Source organism: Pseudomonas sp. USHLN015 (assembly GCF_037153275.1).
In the GTDB taxonomy this organism is placed as follows: Bacteria; Pseudomonadota; Gammaproteobacteria; order Pseudomonadales; family Pseudomonadaceae; genus Metapseudomonas; species Metapseudomonas tohonis.
In genome coordinates, this window is the sequence record NZ_JBBCKP010000018.1 from 118,200 (window position 1) to 137,832 (window position 19,633).

Annotated in this window: 18 protein-coding genes; 13 read left to right on the forward strand and 5 right to left on the reverse strand. The window is 67.1% G+C overall.

Annotation, left to right across the window (positions count from 1 at the left end):
- The first annotated feature begins 39 nt into the window (after positions 1 to 39).
- From WFQ67_RS29015 to WFQ67_RS29060, 10 genes are all read left to right on the forward strand, one after another.
- Positions 40 to 2,388 carry a TonB-dependent receptor family protein gene (locus WFQ67_RS29015; protein WP_213626313.1) on the forward strand — a complete coding sequence of 783 codons (2,349 nt, stop codon included), beginning with the start codon at positions 40 to 42 and terminating at the stop codon, positions 2,386 to 2,388.
- 64 nt (positions 2,389 to 2,452) lie between these two features.
- Positions 2,453 to 3,091 (forward strand): MotA/TolQ/ExbB proton channel family protein, encoded by a 639-nt coding sequence (locus tag WFQ67_RS29020; RefSeq protein ID WP_173179208.1) that lies wholly within the window; start codon positions 2,453 to 2,455, stop codon positions 3,089 to 3,091.
- Positions 3,092 to 3,111: 20 nt separating this feature from the next.
- The gene (locus tag WFQ67_RS29025; RefSeq protein ID WP_213626312.1) at positions 3,112 to 4,824 is read left to right on the forward strand and encodes a bifunctional metallophosphatase/5'-nucleotidase; all 1,713 of its coding nucleotides are present in this window, start codon (positions 3,112 to 3,114) and stop codon (positions 4,822 to 4,824) included.
- 80 nt (positions 4,825 to 4,904) lie between these two features.
- Positions 4,905 to 5,318, forward strand: coding sequence for a cytidine deaminase (gene cdd / locus WFQ67_RS29030; RefSeq protein ID WP_173179212.1), 414 nt, complete (start codon positions 4,905 to 4,907; stop codon positions 5,316 to 5,318).
- A gap of 47 nt (positions 5,319 to 5,365) precedes the next feature.
- A complete protein-coding gene (locus WFQ67_RS29035; RefSeq protein WP_213626311.1) occupies positions 5,366 to 6,628 on the forward strand; it encodes a NupC/NupG family nucleoside CNT transporter in 1,263 nt (420 codons plus the stop codon).
- A gap of 53 nt (positions 6,629 to 6,681) precedes the next feature.
- Positions 6,682 to 7,461 carry a deoxyribose-phosphate aldolase gene (deoC, locus tag WFQ67_RS29040; protein ID WP_337058898.1) on the forward strand — a complete coding sequence of 260 codons (780 nt, stop codon included), beginning with the start codon at positions 6,682 to 6,684 and terminating at the stop codon, positions 7,459 to 7,461.
- 1 nt (position 7,462) lies between these two features.
- The gene (gene deoA, locus WFQ67_RS29045) at positions 7,463 to 8,770 is read left to right on the forward strand and encodes a thymidine phosphorylase (protein ID WP_337058899.1); all 1,308 of its coding nucleotides are present in this window, start codon (positions 7,463 to 7,465) and stop codon (positions 8,768 to 8,770) included.
- 9 nt (positions 8,771 to 8,779) lie between these two features.
- Entirely contained in the window at positions 8,780 to 10,018 is a 1,239-nt protein-coding gene (locus WFQ67_RS29050; RefSeq protein ID WP_213626309.1) for a phosphopentomutase, read from the forward strand.
- On the forward strand, positions 10,019 to 10,732 hold the full coding sequence (gene deoD / locus WFQ67_RS29055) for a purine-nucleoside phosphorylase (protein ID WP_213626308.1): 714 nt from the start codon (positions 10,019 to 10,021) through the stop codon (positions 10,730 to 10,732).
- A gap of 80 nt (positions 10,733 to 10,812) precedes the next feature.
- Positions 10,813 to 11,745, forward strand: a complete 933-nt coding sequence (locus WFQ67_RS29060) for a S1/P1 nuclease (RefSeq protein ID WP_337058901.1) — start codon at positions 10,813 to 10,815, stop codon at positions 11,743 to 11,745.
- 290 nt (positions 11,746 to 12,035) lie between these two features.
- Here WFQ67_RS29060 and WFQ67_RS29065 read toward each other — a convergent pair whose 3' ends face one another.
- The 4 genes from WFQ67_RS29065 to WFQ67_RS29080 all read right to left on the reverse strand — a co-directional run bounded on the left by WFQ67_RS29065 (position 12,036) and on the right by WFQ67_RS29080 (position 15,447).
- Complete coding sequence (locus tag WFQ67_RS29065) at positions 12,036 to 12,836, reverse strand: cyclic nucleotide-binding domain-containing protein (RefSeq protein WP_021219294.1); 801 nt, start codon at positions 12,834 to 12,836, stop codon at positions 12,036 to 12,038.
- A 105-nt stretch (positions 12,837 to 12,941) separates the two neighbouring features.
- Positions 12,942 to 13,214: a TfoX/Sxy family protein gene (locus WFQ67_RS29070; RefSeq protein ID WP_111260119.1), complete on the reverse strand. Its 273-nt coding sequence runs from the start codon at positions 13,212 to 13,214 to the stop codon at positions 12,942 to 12,944.
- Between the two features lie 243 nt (positions 13,215 to 13,457).
- Positions 13,458 to 13,805 carry a pentapeptide repeat-containing protein gene (locus tag WFQ67_RS29075; protein WP_111260118.1) on the reverse strand — a complete coding sequence of 116 codons (348 nt, stop codon included), beginning with the start codon at positions 13,803 to 13,805 and terminating at the stop codon, positions 13,458 to 13,460.
- Between the two features lie 82 nt (positions 13,806 to 13,887).
- Positions 13,888 to 15,447 carry a bifunctional aminoglycoside phosphotransferase/ATP-binding protein gene (locus tag WFQ67_RS29080; RefSeq protein ID WP_337058902.1) on the reverse strand — a complete coding sequence of 520 codons (1,560 nt, stop codon included), beginning with the start codon at positions 15,445 to 15,447 and terminating at the stop codon, positions 13,888 to 13,890.
- 116 nt (positions 15,448 to 15,563) lie between these two features.
- Between WFQ67_RS29080 and mrcB the strand changes: the two genes are divergently transcribed.
- From mrcB to WFQ67_RS29095, 3 genes are read left to right on the forward strand one after another with little or no spacing between them, the layout of a single operon-like run.
- Positions 15,564 to 17,882, forward strand: coding sequence for a penicillin-binding protein 1B (gene mrcB / locus WFQ67_RS29085; RefSeq protein ID WP_337058904.1), 2,319 nt, complete (start codon positions 15,564 to 15,566; stop codon positions 17,880 to 17,882).
- Positions 17,883 to 17,898: 16 nt separating this feature from the next.
- Positions 17,899 to 18,627 carry a tetratricopeptide repeat protein gene (locus WFQ67_RS29090; RefSeq protein ID WP_213626304.1) on the forward strand — a complete coding sequence of 243 codons (729 nt, stop codon included), beginning with the start codon at positions 17,899 to 17,901 and terminating at the stop codon, positions 18,625 to 18,627.
- Positions 18,627 to 18,947 carry a YqcC family protein gene (locus tag WFQ67_RS29095; RefSeq protein WP_173179232.1) on the forward strand — a complete coding sequence of 107 codons (321 nt, stop codon included), beginning with the start codon at positions 18,627 to 18,629 and terminating at the stop codon, positions 18,945 to 18,947. The genes WFQ67_RS29090 and WFQ67_RS29095 overlap by 1 nt, the downstream gene beginning before the upstream one ends.
- A 40-nt stretch (positions 18,948 to 18,987) precedes the next feature.
- Here WFQ67_RS29095 and WFQ67_RS29100 read toward each other — a convergent pair whose 3' ends face one another.
- Positions 18,988 to 19,479: a DUF4124 domain-containing protein gene (locus WFQ67_RS29100; RefSeq protein ID WP_337058906.1), complete on the reverse strand. Its 492-nt coding sequence runs from the start codon at positions 19,477 to 19,479 to the stop codon at positions 18,988 to 18,990.
- Between the last annotated feature and the right edge of the window lie 154 nt (positions 19,480 to 19,633).

A 19,633-nucleotide genomic window follows, 5' to 3' on the forward strand; every position in this document is an offset into this window, starting at 1 on the left:
ATAAACGAAGGCGTTCCTTTTTATCGAGGAGTTTGGTCCGTGAAGTTTAATAAGTTATTTGCAATGTTCCTGGCCGCTGGCCTGGGGGGATGGACGATGGCGGCCCTGGCGGCTGACGAGTCCGGCAGTTCCGTTGACGTGGGCAAGGTGAAGGTCACCGGGCAGAACCTGGGCAATGGCCAGATGGTGGTGGAGAGCGCGCCGAAGTCGCGTTCTACCGTGACCAAGGAAGCCCTGGAGAAGATGACCGCCACCGGCAACGCCATCGACAAGCTCAAGTACACGCCAGGGGTCAACGTCTCCAGCGACGACTCCAGCGGCCTCAGCGGTTTCAACTTCACCATGCGCGGGATGAACTCCGATCAGGTCGGCGTTTCCCTCGATGGCATCCCGGTGAACGATTCGGGCAACTACAACCTCTACCCGAACCTTCTGGGCGACCCGGAGAACCTCGGCGAAGTGTTCGCCACCCAGGGGTCTTCCGAGATCGACGCGCCGCACATCGGCTCCTCCGGCGGCAACATCGGCCTGGTGACCCTGCGTCCCGAGAAGGACTTCGGCGTCTTCGGCAAGCAGACCCTCGGCAGCAACAACCTGCGCAAGACCTTCGTGCGCCTGAACACCGGCCAATACAACGGCTTCAGCAACTACATCTCGGCGTCCCACACCGAGGGGGACAAGTGGCGCGGCGAAGGCGTGCTGCGTGCCGACAAGGTCACCCTCAACAGCCTGTTCGAGGATGGCGAAGGCAACTCCCTGAATGCGGTGATCAACTACCACAAGCAGGAAAACTACAACTACTCGAACCCCAGCAAGGCCCAATTCAAGACCTACGGCCGCGACTTCGACTACCTGGACGACCCGCGCTTCAACAGCAACGGCAAGATCATGACCGGCAGCGGCAGCTCGGTGAACGGCGTGACCCGCGGCACCGGCTACTCGGTGCTGATGCGCAACCCCTTCGAGAACGTCACCGCCTCGCTGACCGGCCGCTTCCAACTGCGTGACGACGTGCTGCTCACCGTGGCGCCCTACTACTACTGGGCCAACGGCGGCAGCTTCGGCAGCTTCACCGGTCCCTACTCGCTGAACCGCGGCACCAGCAACACCGGTGGCAACTACGACCTGGGCAACCTGCCGACATCGGGCCAGTTGAACGCCGACGGCACGCCCAACAGCGGCCTCTACTACCGGCCCTCGATCACCGAGACCTGGCGCCCCGGCATCAACACCAGCATCAAGTGGGACATCAACGACGAGCACAGCTTCAGCACCGGCTACTGGTACGAGCGCGCCCGCCAGCGCCAGACCCAGCCCTTCGTGCCCCTCACGCCCGATGGCAAGCCGGTGGATATCTGGGCCGGCTACCACGACTCCGAGCAGGCGCGCGACGCCAACGGCAACGTGATCCAGGGTCGCAACTACTTCACCGTGACCCCGGCGCACAAGCTGTTCGCCCAGGACGTCTGGTCGGTGACCCCGGACCTGACCCTGACCGCCGGCATCGCCTATGACTACTCCGAGCGCAAGGGCGACAACCGCGGCAGCCTCACCGAGAAGAAAGAGAAGCGCAACAAGACCTACCACGAGCTGCTGCCGAGCTTCAGCGCCCAGTACCTGCTCGACGACGAGAACCAGGTCTTCTACAACCTCACCCGCAACATGCGCACGCCGCCGAACTACGTGCTCTACAACAAGGGCGACTCCATCAGCCTCGAACCCGAACTGAGCTGGAACCATGAGTTCGGCTGGCGCTACGCGGTCGAGGACATGGCCCTCAGCGCCACCCTGTTCTACCTGACCTTCGAGAACCGCCAGGTCTCCAGCCGCGACGAGGCCGGCGACTACGTGATGCTCAACGTCGGCAACGTGGTCAACCAGGGCCTGGAGCTGGAGTGGAGCGGCCTGCTGCCGCACAACTTCAACTACTACGCCTCCTACACCTATACCGAGGCCGAGCAGAAGGACAGCGTGCGCTACCGCGGCGTGGACCTGCCCACCGAGGGCAAGACCGTCGCCGGCGTGCCGAAGAACATGCTCAACCTGAGCCTGGGCTACGACGACGGCCTGTACTACGGGAACATCGTCGGCAAGTACGTCAGCCGCCAGTACGGCGACCTGACCAACGACGAAAGCATCCCCGACTACGCCATCGCCGACCTCAACCTGGGCGTGCACCTGCCGGTGCAGGGCACGGCGCTCAAGAGCGCGGCCGTGCGCCTGTCGGTGAACAACCTGTTCGACAAGGAATACCTCTCCGGCGTACGCACCACCCAGTTCAACGCCGTGACCTACTCGCAGGGCAGTGCCTCGGCGTTCGGCAGCTCGCCGTACTACACCATCGGCGAGGAACGCACCGTTTCGGTCAGCTTCGAAGGCTCCTTCTAATCCACCCCGAAGTCCGCAGGGCCTTCGGGCCCTCCGGCACACCTGAGTTCGCTGGAGGTACCACATGAATATGGATCTGCTGCACGACATCACCTTCTACGTGATGTACGGCGCCGCCGCCCTGGCGGCCTTCATCGCCGTGGAGCGCGGCATCTTCTTCGCCTACAGCTTGCGCCAGGCGGTGAAGCTGGAAGCGGCGCTGGTGCCGAGCATGCACGGCATCGACGAGCTGCCGGCCGCGCTCAATGGCCGCCGCAGCCTGCCGCTGGAGATGATCGACCAGCTGTTCGAGCAGAAGGGCGCGGTCACCTCGCACAAGGATCTCGAAGACCTCAGCGAATCCATCTACATCGCCACCCGCGGCAAGCTGATGCACGGCCTGTGGATCCTCGAGACCGTGGTCACCGCGGCGCCGCTGCTGGGCCTGCTGGGCACCATCCTCGGCATCATCGACACCTTCCGTGCCCTGGCCGAGGCCGGCGTATCCGACCCGGGCGAAGTGTCCAAGGGCATCGGTACCGCGCTGTTCGCCACTGCGCTGGGCATCGCCATCGCCCTGGTCGCGATGATCTTCCACAACCACTTCCAGGACCGCGTCGAGCGCATCACCGACCACCTGAAGATCCTCCTGCTGCGCGCCGGCATGGGTACCGTGGTCCGCACGGCGGCGCCGGTCGCCAGCGGCCAGCTGCAGCCGGCCTGATGCGCGCAGGGGAGTCACGCATGTCCCGTTCCCTTGCCCGCAGCCGCATGCTGGGCGTCCTCCTGCTCGCCGGCCTGGCCGGTTGCGGGCAGGAAGCCGCGCAGCCGGTGGCGGTGAATCTGGTGGCGATCAACGATTTCCACGGCTACATCCAGGGCAGCAGTTACCGCTACCCGGACCCGGCCAACCCCGGCAAGACGCTCTCGGTGAACGCCGGCGGCATCGCCACGCTCGGCGGCATGCTGGCGGAGCTGCGCAAGCAGGACCCGCAGCTGCTGTTCATCGGCGCCGGCGACCTGGTGGGCGGCAGCCCGCCGATCTCCGCCATGTGGGCCGACGAACCCAGCCTGGAGGCGCTCAAGGCCATGGGCCTGCGCTTCACCGCCGTGGGCAACCATGAGCTGGACCTGGGCAAGACCGAGCTGCTGCGGCAGATCAACGGCGGCTGCGAGTCGCCGCGCCCGGACAAGGCCTGCCGCTTCCGGGGTGAGTACGAGGGGGCCGGGTTCGACTACCTGGCCGCCAACCTGGTGGACAGCGCCAGCGGCAAGCCGCTGCTGCCGGCCTATCGCATCGAGGAGGTGAAGGGGGTCAAGGTGGCCTTCGTCGCCGCCATCCTGCGGGACGTCGCCAGCGTGGTCCGCCCCAGTGGCCTGGCCGGGCTGGAGGTGCGCGACGAGGCCGACTCGATCAACGCGCTGATCCCCGAGATCAAGGCTGCCGGTGCCAACGCCATCGTCGCCGTGGTGCACCAGGGCGGCAGCACGCCGGAGCCCTTCGATGCGCCCGCCTGCCAGCAACTGGGTGGGGACATCGTCGAGGTCGCCAAGCGCCTGGACCCGGCGGTGGACCTGCTGATCAGCGCCCACAGCCACCAGGGCTACCTGTGCCGGGTGGGCAGGCTGCCGGTGACCCAGGGCGCCTCCTACGGCCACCTGCTGACCCAGCTCACCCTGGAGGTGACGCCGGGCACGCACGAGGTGACCGGCGTCGAGGCCCGCAATCTGCTGGCCGACCCGGCGCGCTATGCGCCGGACGAGAAGCTCGCCGCGCTGCAGGGCGAGATCGAGGCGCGCAGCGCCGTGGTGCTGGCGCGGCCCATCGCCCGCCTGGCGGCCCCCGAGGTGCGTCGCGAAATGAACGAGGCGGGCGAGTCGGCCATGGGCGACCTGATCGCCGATGCGCAGCTCGCCGCGACCCGCTCGCAGGGCGCACAGCTTGCGCTGATGAATCCCGGCGGCATCCGTGGCGACCTGGCACTGGAGCCGGGGCTGGAGACGGTCAGCTACTCCCAGGTGGCCGGCTCGCAGCCCTTCAACAACACCCTGCACCTGCTGACCCTGAGCGGCACCCAACTGGTGGCGCTGCTGGAACAGCAGTGGCGGGGCGGGGATGGCTTCACACCGCTGCAGGTTTCCTCGTCCTTCACCTACCAGTGGGATGCGGGCAGGCCGGCCGGGCAGCGCGTGCTGGTCGACAGCCTGCGCCTGGACGGCCAGCCGGTGCTGGCGGATGGGCGCTATCGCGTGGTGTCCAACGCCTTCCTGGCGGAGGGCGGCGACGGCTTCAGCCTGTTCCGCGAAGGGACGGAGCACCGCGACAGCGGCATCTCCGACCTGGACGCGCTGATCGACTACCTGGTGGCCCGGGACCAGGCCGGCACGCCGGCGGGCGAGGCCGAGGGCGCGGGGCGCATCCGCCGTGTGGAGGTTGCGGTCAGTCAGCGGGAATAGCGGTTTGCGACAAGGAGGCGCCCGCATGACGGGCGCCCGATAACCATAAAGAAGGCGACCCAGAGTCCCGGACGGTACCCATGAACGATGTTGCTCGATCCGCTCTGTGCGAGCGGTTGTTGCCCCAGGCCATCGAGGCTGCGGCACGGACCTACAGCCCCTATTCCCGATTCCCCGTCGGGGCGGCGCTGCTCACCCATGACGGCCAGGTGGTCCTCGGCTGCAACGTGGAAAACGGCTCCTACGGGCTGACCAACTGCGCCGAGCGCAGCGCGTTGTTCGCCGCCATCAGCCAGGGCCATGCGCCGCGCAGCTTCAAGGCCTTGCTGGTGTTCGCCCCGCAAGTGCCGGTGATCAGTCCCTGCGGCGCCTGCCGACAGGTGATCAGCGAGCTGATGGAGGCCGACTGCCCGGTGATCTGCTGCGGCAGCGACCCGGGGTCGACCCGCCTGTGGCGCGTCGACGAGCTGCTGCCCGGCGCCTTCGCCCTCTAGAACAACGACAAGAACAACGACGCACCTTCTTCCGGGGAATCCATTTCATGATCGGCATGCTCGGCATCCTGATGTTGCTGGTAATCGCGTACCTGTTGTCCTCCAAGCGCAGCGCCATCAACCTGCGCACCGTCGGCACGGCCTTCGTGCTGCAGGCGGGCTTCGCCGCCTTCGTCCTCTACGTGCCCTGGGGGCAGAACTCCCTGGCGGCCATGTCCCATGTGGTCAGCAGCCTGGAGGACAGTGCGACCAAGGGCATCGACTTCCTCTTCGGCGGTCTCAACAGCACGAAGATGTTCGATCTGTTCGGTGGCGGCGGCTTCGTCTTCGCCATCAAGGTGCTGCCGGTGATCGTGTTCTTCAGCGCCTTCATCGCGGTGCTCTACTACCTGCGCATCATGGACGTGATCATTTCGGTGATCGGTGGCGCCCTGCAGCGCGCCATGGGCACCAGCCGCACCGAGTCGCTCTCGGCCACCGCCAATATCTTCCTCGGCCAGACCGAGGCGCCGCTGGTGGTGCGCCCCTACATCCCGCACATGACCCGCTCCGAGCTGTTCTCGGTGATGGTCTGCGGCCTGGCCTCCACCGCCGGCTCGGTGATGATCGGCTACGCCAGCCTCGGCGTTGATCTCAAGTACCTGATCGCCGCGAGCCTGATGTCGGCGCCCGGCGGCATGCTCATGGCCAAGTTGATGGAGCCCGAGAGTGAGACGCCCCAGGACCGCCCGGACCTGATCGAAGGCTACGCCGACGACCGCCCGGCCAACGTGCTCGACGCCGCCGCCGCCGGTGCCTCCAGCGGCCTGCAGCTGGCGCTGAACGTGGGGGCCATGCTGCTGGTGTTCATCGCCCTGGTGGCGGTGCTCAACAGCCTGATGGGCTGGCTCGGCGGCTTCGTCGGCTACCCCGGCGTCACCCTGCAGCTGCTCTTGGGCTACGCCTTCGCCCCGGTGGCCTGGCTGCTCGGCGTGCCCTGGGCGGAGGCGATCCAGGCCGGCGGCTTCATCGGCCAGAAGATCGTGCTCAACGAGTTCGTCGCCTATGTCGACTTCGCCCGCTACATCAATCCGATCCAGGCGTCGGCCGCCGGTGTCGAGGTGCTCAGCGCCCACACCCAGGTGATCGTCACCTTCGCCCTGTGCGGCTTCGCCAACCTGTCCTCCATCGGCATCCTGCTGGGCGGCATGGGGGTGATGGCGCCCAACCGGCGCAAGGACCTGGCCCGACTCGGGGTTCGCGCGATGATCGCCGGCACCCTGGCTAACCTGATGAGTGCGGCTCTGGCCGGACTGTTCGTTTCGCTCTGATCGAATCACTGCAATGGGGCGCCGGAATCCGCGCCTCTGGGGAAATGTTCCGAATGACGCAATTGACGGATACCGAACTGGCCCGGATGGCCATCGGCCTGCTGGACCTGACTTCGCTCAACGACGATGACGACGAGGCGGCCATCGCCGCGCTGTGCCGGCGCGCCCTGACCCCCGAGGGGCGAGTGGCAGCGCTGTGCATCTACCCGCGCTTCATCGGCTTCGCCCGCCGTACCTTGGAGGCGCTGGGCGCCGGTGACCTGCGCATCGCCACCGTGACCAACTTCCCCCAGGGCGCCGATGACATCGCCGCCGCCGTGCGCGAGACCGCTGCGGCGGTGCTCGATGGCGTGGACGAGGTGGACCTGGTCTACCCCTACCGCGCGCTGCTGGCCGGCGATGCCGAGCGCGGCCGCGAGATGGTCGCCGCCTGCAAGGCCGCGTGCGGTGAGCGGGTGCTGCTCAAGGTGATCCTCGAGACCGGCGAGCTGGGCGACCCGGCGCTGATCCGCCAGGCCAGCCGTGACGCCATCGCGGCCGGGGCGGATTTCATCAAGACCAGCACCGGCAAGGTGGCGGTCAATGCCACGCCCGAGGCGGCTGCGCTGATGCTCGGGGCGATCCGCGAGACGGGAGGCCGCGTGGGTTTCAAACCAGCGGGAGGCCTTCGTACCCTGGCCGATGCGCGCTGCTACATCGAGCTGGCGGCCGGTGAGCTGGGGCTGGGCTGGGTGGATGCCCGGCATCTGCGCCTCGGTGCCTCCAGCCTGCTCGGCGACTTGCTGCGGGTGCTCGGCCAGGCCGAGCCCGCTGCCGCGCCGGAGGGTTACTGATATGTGGCTGGCGCAGGAAGTGATTCGCCGCAAGCGCGATGGGCTGGAGCTGGCGGGTGAGGATATCCGCCGCTTCGTCGAAGGCATCAGCGATTCCAGCCTCAGCGAGGGCCAGGTGGCGGCCTTCGCCATGGCGGTGCTGCTCAAGGGCATGAGCCTGGAGGAGCGCATCGCCCTCACCACCGCCATGCGCGATTCCGGCCAGGTGCTGGAGTGGAAGCTGCCCGGCCCGGTGGTGGACAAGCACTCCACCGGTGGCGTGGGCGACCTGGTGAGCCTGGTGCTGGCGCCGCTGCTGGCGGCCTGCGGCTGCTACGTGCCGATGATCTCCGGGCGCGGCCTGGGGCACACCGGCGGCACCCTGGACAAGCTGGAAAGCATCCCCGGCTATTGCACCCGGCCTGACCCCGAGCGCCTGCGCACGGTGGTGGCGGAGGTGGGCTGCGCCATCATCGGCCAGACCGCCGACCTGGCGCCGGCCGACAAGCGCCTGTATGGCATCCGCGATGTCACCGGCACGGTGGAGTCGGTGGACCTGATCACCGCGTCCATCCTGGCGAAGAAGCTCGCGGCCGGGCTCGATGTGCTGATCATGGACGTGAAGAGCGGCAACGGCGCCTTCATGAGCGACCCGCAGCAGGCCGACCTGCTGGCGCGCAGCCTGGTGGCGGTGGCCAATGGCGCCGGCGTGCGCACCCGCGCGGTGATCTCCGATATGAACCAGCCGCTGGCCCGCAGTGCCGGCAACGCCCTGGAGGTGGAGGAAGCTTTGGCCCTGCTCAAGGGCGAGGTACGCAGCCCGCGCCTGTGGGAAGTGACCCTGGTGCTGGCCGAGGAAACCCTGGTGGCGGCCGGGCTGGCCGAGGACTGCGCCCAGGCCCGTGCGCACCTGCTGCAGGCCTGGCGCGACGGTGCTGCGTTGCAGCGCTTCAACCAGATGGTGGATGCCCTGGGCGGCCCCCGTGGCCTGCATCGCGAGCCCTGGCGCCACCTGCCCTGGGCGCCGGTGGTGCACCCGGTGCACGCCGAACGCGGCGGCATCGTCCAGGCGGTGGATACCCGCGCCGTCGGGCTCGCGGTGGTCGCCCTGGGGGGAGGGCGCAAGCGCCCGGAGGATGAGGTCGACCCGGCCGTGGGCTTCAGCGCGCTGGCGCTGCCCGGTGAGCGGGTAGGGGATGAGCAGCCGCTGGGGCTGGTGCATGCGCGGGATGCCGCCAGCGCCGAGCGTGCGGCGGCGGCCCTGCGTGCGGCCTATCGGCTGGGCGACGGCGAGGCGAGTGTCGCCGAGCTGATCGGCCGGCGTTACTAGGAGCGGGCCATGGGCAGAGCCTTGTTGCTGGTCCTCGACTCCTTCGGCATTGGCGCCACTGCCGATGCCGGGCGCTTCGGCGACCAGGGTGCCAACACCCTGCTGCACATCGCCGAGGCCTGCGCCCGGGGCGAGGCGGACGGTCCGCTGCGCCGCGGCCCCTTGCGCCTGCCAAACCTGGAGAGGCTGGGGCTGGGCCATGCGGCGGCGGCCAGCGCGGGCGCTTACCCACCGGGCTTCGATCCCGGGGCGCCCGCCATCGGCGCCCACGGCCATGCCCGCGAGCTGTCCAGTGGCAAGGACACGCCGTCCGGCCACTGGGAGATGGCCGGTGTGCCGGTGCTGTTCGACTGGGGCTATTTCGCCGAGAAGGAGAACAGCTTCGCGCCCGAGCTGCTGGATGCGCTGATCGAGCGCGCCGGCCTGCCGGGCATCCTCGGCAACTGCCACGCCTCGGGCACCACCATTCTCGAAGAACTGGGCGAGGCGCACCTGCAGAGCGGCAAGCCCATCTGCTACACCTCGGCGGACAGCGTGTTCCAGATCGCCGCCCACGAGGAGGCGTTCGGCCTGGAGCGGCTTTACGAGGTGTGCGAGATCGCCCGCGAGCTGTGCGATGACTGGAACATCGGGCGGGTGATCGCGCGACCCTTCGTCGGCACCCGTGCCCTCGATTTCCGCCGTACCGGCAACCGCCGCGACTACGCCGTGCCGCCACCCGCGCCGACCCTGCTGGACCGGCTGGTGGAGGCGGGCGGCCAGGTGTTCGCGGTGGGCAAGATAGGCGACATCTTCGCCCACCGGGGCATCAGCCGACTGTACAAGGGCGATGGCAACGAGGCGCTGTTCGAGGCGACCTTGCAGGCCCTGGCCGAAGCGCCGGAGCGCAGCCTGGTGTTCGCCAACTTCGTCGATTTCGACATGCTCTTCGGCCACCGCCGCGACATCGCCGGCTACGCGCTGGCGCTGGAAGCCTTCGACCGCCGCCTGCCGGAGCTGCTGGCGGCGATGCAGGCGAGCGATGTGCTGGTGCTCACCGCCGACCATGGCTGCGACCCGAGCTGGCCGGGCAGCGACCATACGCGCGAGCACGTCCCGGTGCTGGCCTTCGGTGCCGGCATCACGCCCGGCAGCCTGGGCGAGCGTGGCAGCTTCGCCGACATCGGCCAGAGCCTGGCCCGCTTCTTCGACCTGCCGGCCTGCACCCACGGCGAGTCCTTCCTCAACCCTGAATCCGGAAACCCCTAGATGGCCACTCCCCACATCACCGCCCTGGCGGGCGACTTCGCCGAAACCGTACTGATGCCGGGCGACCCGCTGCGGGCGAAGATGATCGCCGACACCTACCTGACGGACGTCCGCCAGGTGAATGCGGTGCGCAACATGCTCGGCTTCACCGGCTTCTACCGGGGCCTGCGCATCTCCGTGATGGGCTCGGGGATGGGCATTCCCTCGCTGTCGATCTACGCCCATGAGCTGTTCAGCCAGTACGGCGTGCAGCGCATCGTCCGCGTCGGCAGTTGCGGTTCGCTGCAGGAAGGCGTGAAGGTCGGCGACCTGGTGATCGCCCAGGGCGCGTCCACCGATTCGGTGGTCAACCGCAAGCGTTTCGGCGGCTTCGATTTCGCCGCCCTGGCCGACTACCGGCTGCTGGAACGCACCGTGCGCCGCGCCGATGAGAGCGGGCAGCCGGTGCATGTGGGCAACGTCTTCTCCGCCGACCTGTTCTACGAGCCGGACCCGGCCTGGGCCCAGCGCATGACGCGCATGGGCGTGCTCGCGGTGGAGATGGAGGCCGCCGGGCTCTATGGCGTGGCGGCGGAACTGGGGCGCCAGGCATTGGCGGTGCTGACGGTGAGCGACCACCTGATCAGCGGCGAGAAGCTTTCGGCCGAGCAGCGGCAGGACGACTTCCACGACATGGTGCGGCTGACGCTGGACGCCATGACCCTCGATCACTGAGTCATTTCCTTGCGCGTGGGTGCGACGTCCAGGCGCGCCCGAGGGCGCTTCTTGCCTGGGCACAGCCATTAGGGGGAAACATGCAGCACAACGGATTTCGCCGGGCCCTGGGTGCCGGTCTCTTCATCGGCAGCTTGCTCTGGGGCGCCCAGGCCGGTGCCTGGGGCCAACTGGGCCACGCGGTGGTGGCCGATATCGCCGAAGCACAACTGACGCCAGCGGCCAAGGCCGAGGCCGATCGCCTGCTGGCGCTGGTGCGCCAGCAGCACCTCTCCGCCGTCGCCAGCTGGGCCGACAACCTGCGCAACATGCCGGACTTCCAGACGCTCTGGGAGCAGACCCGCGCGCAGCACTACATCAACTACAAGACCGACGATTGCGCCTACCAGGCTGCGCGTGACTGCCCGGATGGCCAGTGCGTGGTGGCGGCCATCGAGCGCAATGCCGCGCTGCTGGCAGACCCCAAGGCGAACGACAACCAGAAGGTCATGGCGCTGATGTTCGTGGTGCACTTCGTGGGCGACATCCACCAGCCGCTGCACAACAGCTATCGCCTGGACAAGGGCGGCAACGACTTCCCGGTGGTGGTCGGCGGCCGCGACTACAACCTGCACGGCGTCTGGGACAGCTACCTGCTGGCCAGCCGGCGCCTGGACCAGGCGGCCTACACCGCCAGGCTGTCCGAGGACCTGCCGAAACCCGAGGCGGGTACGCCGGCGAGCTGGTCGGGGGAATCCTGCGCCATCGTTCGTGACGATGACCTGTATCCGAAGGCCGGCGGCAGGAAGGTCTTCAAGCCCGATGCCTTCAAGCAGTCGAAGAGCGAGGAATGGGCGCGGCGCGGTACCCAGGGGGGCGACGAGGACGGCGAGGCGGGTGGCAACCAGGACACCCTGGATCGTCGCTACCTGAAGAAATTCCTGCCGCTGGCCGAGCGCCGGGTGCAGGAAGCGGGCATCCGCCTGGCGCAGCTGCTCAACGCCACCCTGCCGGCGGGCACGCCGAAGAAGTGAGGCCCAGGCACGCGGGGCGAGGCGGGGGAGACGTTTTCACAGGCAAAAAAAGACCCGGCAAAAGTGCCGGGTCAATAACCGTGATTAGCCTGATGAGGAGATAATCTGAAGAGTCCGACTGCTTGGTCTCCCAGCTTACCGGCTGATCTCGCGACCAGTTGCGGTAATAATAACAATTCTCATTTCACTGTCAACGCTTTCTGCGAATTATTTTCATCTCGCTCGTCGAGGTGGGCTGTAAAGCACAAACCCCGGCACTTGGCCGGGGTTTTTGTTGGAGGGGCCGGAGGTCACTCCGCCGGCTTGGCCAGGCGTTGCTGGGTGACTTCCTTGTTCAGCAGGTCGATGCGGCGGGCCATGCTCTCGATCAGGCTGTGGGCGATGCGCGGGTTGCTCTGCATCAGGCTGAGGAACTGGTCCTTGGGGATCACCATCACGGTACAGGGCTCGCTGGCGACCACGGTGGCGCTGCGTTTCTCGCGGGTGAACACCGCCATGGCACCGAAGATCTCGTCCTTCTGCACGTCACCGACCTTCTGCCCGTCGACGAAGGCTTCGGCATGCCCTTCTATGATGATGAACACGTGGTCGGCTTCGTCGCCCTGGTGGATCAGCTCCTCGCCGGCGGCGAAGTGCTGGAAGCCGGTGGCGGGGCGGATCTCGGGCTGCTTGAGGCGGGCGAGTGCGTCGGAGAGCAGGGCGGTGTGGCCGATCAGGTACTGGATGAACAGCTCCTGGCCCTTCTCGCTGCCGTAGATGTGCTTGAACACATCACCACGGGCGTAGGGGACGAGGCTCAGCGGCTCGTCGCTGCGATAGCGGCAGCTGGGCAGCTCGATGCCCTGGCGCAGGCCGACCAGGTCGCCCTCCTGGAGGTAGAACAGCGGGCGTTCGTCGACCAGCGCATGCAGCAGGCCGTTCTCGATGAGGAACAGCTGGTTGCCGGGCAGCACCTTGGCCAGGTCCTCCACCGCATCGAGGCGCAGCGGCGGGCCCGAGGGCTCGAGCCCATCGAGCAGCTGGCCGGGAATGCTTTGCAGTCGGTTGATCAACTGGTCGGCGTAAGCAGGTTGCTCCCCGAGTAGGTACATGACAGTAATTCCTTGAACTGGCTGGGCGGCTTGGACGCACGAACGTCCCTGAAACAATAGGGCGCATCGCCATCGCAGTAAATCCTATCTCGCCCAGGTTGTGAGCTAGCTCTTGTTGTTGGGTGGCAACGCATCCAACTGCCCGTTCAGTTCCGCCTTGTGCCCCGGTGAGAGGTCGTTCCAGTGCACGTCCAGCAGGGCGCCTTCTATGGCGTAGAGCAGCACCTTGGACGCGCGGAACCCCCGGGCGCGGACGGCGCGGTAGGCGCCCACCGCACCGAGGCGGCGCAGGTCGGAGGCGCTGTGGATGCCCACCGCGTGCAGCCACTGTGCCGAGGTCTTGCCGAGGTTCTTCAGGTGTTGCAGTTCGTCGTTCATCCAGCCTCCTTGCGATGGTAGGGCGCAAAGGATCAATCCCGGTCGATTCGAGCAAGTGTAGCGGCCATCTGATACTGCGTAGCCGGGTGACTGCATCCCTGCCCGGCGCCAATCGCGGCTTGCCCCTGCCTTCGGTTTCCTGCGGAGCTTGCGCCCGGGTATCAGCGTAGACGCCATCCGTGCGGGCGCGACCCGCCTGGGGCCGATCCTCGGTCGGGTGAGGCCCGCAGCGGGTGCGCGGCGCTATTTGTGGGTGTTGTAGCGCAGGCGGGTGCCGAAGTTCACCGACATGAGGATCTCGTCGGCCGCCAGTTCGGTGGGGAAGTAGGCGCCGGATATCTGCGCGTGGGCGAGGCTGGCGCCTTCGAGGCTGGCCTCGCGCAGGTCCAGGCCTCGCAGGTCGGAGCCCCGGAAGTAGGCACCGGTGAAGTCGATGCGTGCGGCGTCGAGGCCTCGCAGGTCGAGGCCGCGGAAATCGCCCGAGGCCATGTCGACCGGGCCTTCCTTGGGCTTCTGTGCATTGAAGCCGGCCACATCGTCATTGTGCAGCAGGCGGTAGAGGGGGTTGTCGAGCTGGTGGGGGGCTGTCATCGCTACTCATCCGGTGAGAATTCACCGGGAGTATAGAAGCCGCGGCGAGCACTGCCCGCCGCGCTGTGGATGACGCGGCCGATCAGAGGCCGGGCAGGTGCTGGCGAATGCGCTCGACAAGGCTGTCTAGGCTGCTGGCATCGTGGGTGTCGATGCGCTTGCTGTGGGTCTGCTCCTCGGCGGTCAGGGCTTCGCGGCTCGCCTGCTGGGCATGCACCACCTCCAGCGTGGCGTCGGAGGGATCGCCGCCCTGCTGCTTGCGCTGCTCCAGCCAGCCTGCGATGACGGCATCGGGGGCCTGGCAGTCGAGTATGACGACCGGGGTGCCGACCTGTTCGGCGACGTCCTGCGCAGCCTGGCGCTGGGCCTGCTTGAGGTAGGCGGCGTCGATCACCACCGGGAAGCCGGCGTGCAGGACGGTTTCCGCCAACTGGTGCAGGTGCTGGTAGGTGCGGGCGGTCGCTTCGGCGCTGTAGATGCCGCTGTAGAGGTCGTTCTGTTCGCCCTGCTGCTGGCCGAACAGGCGCTTGCGCTCCACGTCGGAGCGCAGGCGGATGGCGCCGAGGGCCTCCACCAGGCGCAGGGCGACGTGGCTCTTGCCGACGGCGGAAACACCGTGGGTGATGGCGAGGAAGCGCGAGGGGATGGCGCTGTAGCTTTCCGCCAGGTTGGCGTAGTTGCGGTACTGGCGCAGGGTGGCGGCCTGCTGCACGGCGTCGCTCTGGTGCGCCAGGCTGAACAGGGCGATCTTGGCGCGGACCAGGGCGCGGTAGGCCTTGTAGAAGTTCAGCACTTCCAGGCCCTTGTAGTCGCCCGTCTCTTCCAGGTAGCGGCTGATCAGGCGACGGGACAGCGACTTGAGGCCGCGATCCTCGAGGTCCATGGCCAGGAAGCCGATGTCGGCGTAGACGTCGGTGAAGCGGAAGGGCTCGTTGAATTCGATGCAGTCGAACAGCACCACTTCGCCGTCGATCAGGGTGGCGTTACCCAGGTGGATGTCACCGTGGCATTCGCGGATCGAGCCGTTGTTCTTGCGCTCGGCCAGCAGCGGCAGCAGGCGCTCGTAGCTGCTCCGGGCCCAGGCTTCCAGCGCGTCGAGCTGTTGCAGGTCGGCCTTGTTGCTGAGCATCGGGCGGATCTGGTCGAAGTTCTGCTGCACCGGCGCCATGACCATTTCCGGGGTGCCCAGCGGGTGCTCGACGGCGACCTGGGGGGACTGCAGGTGGAACTGGGCGATCTGCACCGCCAGGGCGTCGATGTGCGCCGGGGTCAGTTCGCCGCGTGCCTGGACCTCGCTCAGCAGGTTGGCCTGGGGGAACTGCGCCATGCGGATGGCGAACTCGATGGCGGGGCCTTCGCCGCCCAGTCGCGGGGCCGCCTCGCTGCCGGTGATGGGCAGGACGTCGAGGTAGAGGTCATGGGTGAGGCGCTGGTTGAGGCGCACTTCTTCACCGCAGAAGCGCTCGCGGGCTTCCAGGCTGGTGAAGTCGAGGAAGCCGAAGTTCACCGGCTTCTTGATCTTGTAGGCATAGGGGCCGGTGAGCAGGACCCAGGAAATGTGCGTTTCGATGACCGTGAAGCCTTCCACAGGATGCGGATAAATGGCAGGGTCTTGCAGGGCGGCAATCAGTGCTTGGCTCACGGTCTTTCCTTGCTGGAGAGGCTGGCAGAGCGGGGCATTATGGCCGCTGTGCACCACTCTGCAAACCGTCAGGAGGCGCCTTCTGGCTGTGGACAAAGTGCGTATAATGCGCCGCCATGACCCGTTCCCGATCCCCCCGCTCCCGTAAAAAGCCCCGCTCCAGCGGCCTCCGTACCCTATTTGGCTGGGGCTTGAAGCTCGGCCTCGTGGGGCTGGTGGTGCTGGCGGGATTCGCCATCTACCTGGATGCCATCGTCCAGGAAAAATTCTCCGGCAAGCGCTGGACGGTTCCGGCCAAGGTCTATGCACGGCCGCTGGAATTGTTCGTGGGCCTGAAGCTGGCCAAGGATGATTTCCTCAAGGAACTCGATGCGCTGGGCTACCGCCGTGAAAGCGCGGCCAATGGCCCGGGTTCGGCGTCCGTTGCGGGCAGCGCCGTGGAACTCAACACCCGTGGCTTCCAGTTCTACGAAGGCCCCGAGCCTGCGCAGCGGATCAAGGTGCGCTTCTCCGGCGACTACGTGGCCGGCCTGACCCAGGCCAACGGTGGCAACCTGGCCGTGGCACGCCTCGAGCCGTTGCTGATCGGCGGTCTCTACCCCGCCCACCACGAGGACCGTGTGCTGATCAAGCTGGAGCAGGTCCCTGCCTACCTGGTGGAGACGCTGGTGGCGGTGGAGGATCGCGAGTTCTTCAACCACTGGGGGGTCTCGCTCAAGTCCATCGCCCGTGCCATCTGGGTCAACGCCACCGCCGGCCAGCTGCGCCAGGGTGGCAGTACCTTGACCCAGCAGTTGGTGAAGAACTTCTACCTGACCAACGAACGCAGCATCAGCCGCAAGGCCACCGAAGCCATGATGGCGGTGCTGCTGGAGCTGCACTACGACAAGCGCGAGATCCTCGAGGCCTACCTCAACGAGGTGTTCCTCGGCCAGGACGGGCAGCGCGCCGTGCACGGCTTCGGGCTCGCCAGCCAGTACTTCTTCAGCCAGCCGCTGTCCGAGCTGAAGCTGCATCAGGTCGCGCTGCTGGTGGGCATGGTCAAGGGGCCGTCCCAGTACAACCCGCGTCGTAATCCCGAGCGCGCGCTGGAGCGCCGCAACCTGGTGCTGGACCTGCTCGCCGAGCAGGGCATCGTCACGCCGGAAGAGGCGGCCGAGGCCAAGGCCAAGCCGCTGGGCGTGACCCAGCGCGGCAGCCTGGCGGACAGCTCGTTCCCCGCGTTCCTCGACCTGGTCAAGCGCCAGCTGCGCCAGGATTACCGCGATGAAGACCTCACCGAAGAGGGGCTGCGCATCTTCACCAGCTTCGACCCGATTCTGCAGCTGAAGGCCGAATCCGCGCTCGACGAGACGCTCAAGCGCCTGGCTGGCCGTAAGGGGGTCGAGGAGGTCGAGTCGGCGATGGTGGTGAGCAACCCGGAAACGGGCGAGGTCCAGGCGCTGGTGGGCAGTCGTCAGCCGCGCTTCGCCGGCTTCAACCGCGCGATCGACGCCGTGCGCCCGATCGGTTCGCTGGTCAAGCCTGCGGTGTATCTCACCGCCCTGGAGCGCCCCAGCCAGTACACGCTGACCAGTTGGGTGCAGGACGAGCCCTTCTCGGTGAAGGGGCAGGACGGCCAGGTGTGGACGCCGCAGAACTATGACCGCCAGGCGCACGGCAGCATCTACCTGTACCAGGGGCTCGCCAACTCCTACAACCTGTCGACCGCCAAGCTGGGCCTGGAACTGGGCGTGCCGAACGTGCTCAAAACCCTCGAACGGCTCGGTGTTTCACGCGAGTGGCCGGCCTTCCCGTCGATGCTGCTCGGTGCTGGTGCGCTGAGCCCGATGGAAGTGGCGACCATGTACCAGACCCTGGCCAGCGGGGGATTCAATACGCCCTTGCGCGGGATTCGCAGTGTGCTGACCGCCGAAGGCGAGCCGCTCAAGCGCTACCCCTTCCAGATCCAGCAGCGCTTCGATCCGGGCGCCATCTACCTGGTGCAGAACGCCATGCAGCGGGTAATGCGGGAGGGGACCGGGCGCTCGGTGTATACCCAACTGCCCAGCTCGCTGAACCTGGCCGGGAAGACCGGGACCACCAACGATTCCCGTGACAGCTGGTTCGCCGGCTTCAGCCAGGATCTGCTGGCTGTCGTATGGCTCGGCCGTGACGACAATGGCAAGACGCCGCTCACCGGCGCCACCGGTGCGTTGCAGGTGTGGACGAGCTTCATGCGCAAGGCCGATCCGCTGCCCCTGGACATGCCGATGCCGGATAACGTGGTGCAGGCGTGGATCGATCCGCACAGCGGCCAGGGCTCGGATTCCAGCTGCCCGGGTGCGGTGCAGATGCCGTATATTCGCGGCAGCGAGCCGGCGCCGGGCCAGCCATGTGGAATGGGTGCGCCAGTGGACTCGGTGATGGACTGGGTCCGTGGCTGGATGCAATGAACCAAGAGGATCTGATGTGAATAAAGGGTGGATTCCTGTCCTGACCGTTGCGGTCATGCTGACCGGCTGTGCGACTCCCCAGCGAAACGCCATTCCGGTGGTCGATTCCGGTGGCCCGATGTCCGAACAGGAAGAGGGCGCCGGCGGCGGATACCGTGCCCCGGTCGCCGCACCGCAGCCGCAGTACGACGCCCAGGATGCTGGCGTGGTGGTGATGGTGCCGGGTGCCAGTGGCAGTTCCGCCCAGGCGATGCCCGCCCCCAGCGCGCCCATCAGCGGTTCGATCAGCACCGGCCCCATCACGCCCGGCCCGATCACTCCGGGGCCTTCGAGCTCCGCACCGCTTTCCACCGGCAGCTACAGCATGCCTTCCGCGCCGAGTGGTATCCCCAGCGGCGGCAGCCTGGCTGCCGACGAGCAACTGGATGGCCCGGTCCTGGCGTTGCTGACCACCGCCCAGCAGCAGCAGAGTGGCGGTGATCTCAACGGTGCCTCTTCCAGCCTGGAACGTGCCCAGCGCATCGCGCCGCGTGAGCCGCAGGTGCTCTATCGCCTCGCCGAGGTGCGCCTGGCCCAGGGTGATGCCGCCCAGGCCGAGCAGCTTGCCCGTCGTGGCCTCAGCCTCTCCAATGGTCGCCCTGCATTGCAGGCTGGCCTGTGGGAGCTGGTTGCCAAGTCCCGTGAGCGCCAGGGGGATCCTTCAGGTGCCGCCCAGGCACGCCAGCGGGCCAAGGTCAGTTCCTGATGGATCCGCGCCTTTCCGATGTGGCCGATCAATTGCTGCTGATCGAGCGTGAGTTGCGTGTGCTCGGTTGGTGGGCAGAAGTGCCTCCGAGTGAGGAGGCGCTTTCCAGCCAGGAGCCGTTCTGCGTCGATACGCTGGCCTTCGAGCAATGGCTGCAGTGGATTTTCCTGCCGCGGATGAAGCTCATCCTGGAGTCGGGGCGTGATCTGCCGCAAGCGTCGGGCATTCGCCCCATGGCCGAGATGGCCTATCGCGAGCGCCCCGTCGAGGTGCGTTCGTTGCTGGATGCGCTGGGTGAGTTCGATCGTCTGATCGGGTGAGGTGTTGCTGCGGCGTTGGGTGCGCCGCAGCAATCTTCGGTCAGTTGCAGTTTTCGTCTATCGTCTTCTTGGCTTCCGCGATCTTGGCCTGGCGCTCTTCCTCGGACAGGCGACGTATTTGGCCCCCTTCATCCACTCGCAGGCGCGGGTTGTTCTGCAGCTGCGCGAGGTTGGTGCGCGTGGTGTCGCAGTACTTCTTGCGCTCGGCTTCCTGCTTGGCGACGTCGGCCTTGACCTTCTCGTCGATGGCCTTCTGTTTTTCATCGCTGCCGGCGTTCGCCGGGGCGGCCGGCTTGGCGGGCTCGGCCTTTTCCTCGGCCTTCGGCTGGACGGGGTAGGGGTTCTCGAAACTGGGTTTCACTTCCTTGGGTTGCGCTGTGCCGGTGCTGATCGACTTGGCGTCCTGGCCCTGCGGCGGCTGGGCACCGAAGTGGGTGACACCCTGCGCGTCCACCCATTTGTAGACCTGGCTGGCCATGGCGGAACTGCCCAGGGCGAGCAGCAGGCTGCCCGTGAGAATGATGCGACGCATGCTGTTTCCTTGTGATCGATCGTGACCTGGCAATTACTATAACCAAAACCCGCCTATCGTCATCCTGCTGCGTGTCACAGCCCCGTGATCGAAGAAACACGCACGGATTGCTTGACTTGTCCCTCTCCAATCCGAAGAATCCACGGTTCGCTGT

Coding starts and splice junctions, on each gene's coding strand:
- WFQ67_RS29020 (WP_173179208.1), top strand. CDS start 2,453: ATGAATATGGATCTGCTGCACGACATCACCTTCTACGTGATGTACGGC.
- WFQ67_RS29025 (WP_213626312.1), top strand. CDS start 3,112: ATGTCCCGTTCCCTTGCCCGCAGCCGCATGCTGGGCGTCCTCCTGCTC.
- cdd (WP_173179212.1), top strand. CDS start 4,905: ATGAACGATGTTGCTCGATCCGCTCTGTGCGAGCGGTTGTTGCCCCAG.
- WFQ67_RS29035 (WP_213626311.1), top strand. CDS start 5,366: ATGATCGGCATGCTCGGCATCCTGATGTTGCTGGTAATCGCGTACCTG.
- deoC (WP_337058898.1), top strand. CDS start 6,682: ATGACGCAATTGACGGATACCGAACTGGCCCGGATGGCCATCGGCCTG.
- deoA (WP_337058899.1), top strand. CDS start 7,463: ATGTGGCTGGCGCAGGAAGTGATTCGCCGCAAGCGCGATGGGCTGGAG.
- WFQ67_RS29050 (WP_213626309.1), top strand. CDS start 8,780: ATGGGCAGAGCCTTGTTGCTGGTCCTCGACTCCTTCGGCATTGGCGCC.
- deoD (WP_213626308.1), top strand. CDS start 10,019: ATGGCCACTCCCCACATCACCGCCCTGGCGGGCGACTTCGCCGAAACC.
- WFQ67_RS29060 (WP_337058901.1), top strand. CDS start 10,813: ATGCAGCACAACGGATTTCGCCGGGCCCTGGGTGCCGGTCTCTTCATC.
- WFQ67_RS29065 (WP_021219294.1), bottom strand. CDS start 12,836: ATGTACCTACTCGGGGAGCAACCTGCTTACGCCGACCAGTTGATCAAC.
- WFQ67_RS29070 (WP_111260119.1), bottom strand. CDS start 13,214: ATGAACGACGAACTGCAACACCTGAAGAACCTCGGCAAGACCTCGGCA.
- WFQ67_RS29075 (WP_111260118.1), bottom strand. CDS start 13,805: ATGACAGCCCCCCACCAGCTCGACAACCCCCTCTACCGCCTGCTGCAC.
- mrcB (WP_337058904.1), top strand. CDS start 15,564: ATGACCCGTTCCCGATCCCCCCGCTCCCGTAAAAAGCCCCGCTCCAGC.
- WFQ67_RS29095 (WP_173179232.1), top strand. CDS start 18,627: ATGGATCCGCGCCTTTCCGATGTGGCCGATCAATTGCTGCTGATCGAG.
- WFQ67_RS29100 (WP_337058906.1), bottom strand. CDS start 19,479: ATGCGTCGCATCATTCTCACGGGCAGCCTGCTGCTCGCCCTGGGCAGT.